Below are 1,267 nucleotides of genomic sequence, written 5' to 3'. Positions count from 1 at the left end.
GGCAGCGTCAGGCGCCGCCCCGGTAGGCTCAGTCAAGGCTCGTGGTCCTGTTCCTGGTTTGAATGCTTAGACACACTCATCCCAGCAGGGCCACGGGCCCTTCTGTCATCTACGACACGAGATCAATTCCCCACAAACCGCGAAGAGCCGTCAAACCACCTAAGCCTCTTTTCTTGCGCCCTGTCCGACGTTCGCCTCGTCAGGAGGGGTGGTTGCTCCAGAGATCGTAGCTTCCGGCCCCGCCGGTGAATTGGTAGATGCGGAACCGGTAGTACGCGGCTCCTGTCCCCAGATAGGCGATGCGTTCGCGTGGTGTCAGGGTCGCTGACACGGCGACGGTGACCCATGTGGTGCCGTTCCAGCGTTCGAGGTAGAGATCGGTGTCCCGTCCCGCGGTCCCGGCGAGCCAGCCTTGGATGTAGCCCGCACCGGCCTGATACCACGAGGAACCATCAGGTTGATAGCCGCTGACCCCGTTTGCTGTGAGGTTGCCGTTCCACTTGCGGGCAAAGCGGTTCGGTGATCCGTTGGGGTTGCTGACGATTCCGATGACCGCAGTGCTCTTGATGACCCCCATGACGGTTGCGGGTGAAGCGTATGGGTTGCTCTTGAGATAGAGCGCCACCAATCCGGCCACGTGGGGKGCGGCMATCGAGGTTCCCGAAATGGTGTTGGTCGCAGTCGTGCTTCCGATCCACKCCGAGGTGATGTTGACCCCCGGATCGAATACGTCCAGGCACGTCCCCCAGTTGGAGAAGGATGCCCTAACGTCTGTGCTGCCAGTCAGGCTGGTTGCGCCGACAGTCAGTGCTGATGGAGTGGAGGACGGAGAATAGTTGCAGGCGTTGTCGTTGCTATTGCCGGCTGCTATGGCATACGTGACTCCGCTTGAGATAGATCGGGTGACGGCGTCATTGGTTGCCTGGCTGAAACCGCCGCCAAGACTCATGTTGGCGACGGAGGGTCCGTTGTGGGTGTAGGTGACCCAGTCAATCCCGGCGACCACCGCGGAGAATGTCCCGGAACCTGTACAGTCCAGTACCCGGACTGCCACCAGCGACACCGACTTCGCCACGCCGTACGTGGATCCTCCGATGGTCCCGGAGACGTGCGTCCCGTGGCCGTTGCAGTCCTGTCCGTTGCGGCCGTCTCCTACGGAGTCGAAACCGACGCTGGCTCTGGTCCCGAACTGGGTGTGGGCGGTATTGATGCCGGTGTCGATGACGTAGGCGCTGACTCCTGAGGCGGTGTCGGTGTAGTTGTAGGT

Annotated in this window: 1 protein-coding gene; it reads right to left on the bottom strand. The window is 61.6% G+C overall.

Annotation, left to right across the window (positions count from 1 at the left end; genetic code table 11):
• Positions 1-199: 199 nt before the first annotated feature.
• A partial coding sequence (locus AC1DBQ_RS23400; protein ID WP_476930766.1) for a S8 family peptidase occupies positions 200-1,267 on the bottom strand: 1,068 nt, incomplete at its 5' end.

The sequence above is a fragment of the Arthrobacter sp. 10T413_2 genome, assembly GCF_056394205.1.
Note: the sequence above shows the minus strand (reverse complement) of the source record. Positions and strands in the feature narration are given on the sequence as shown.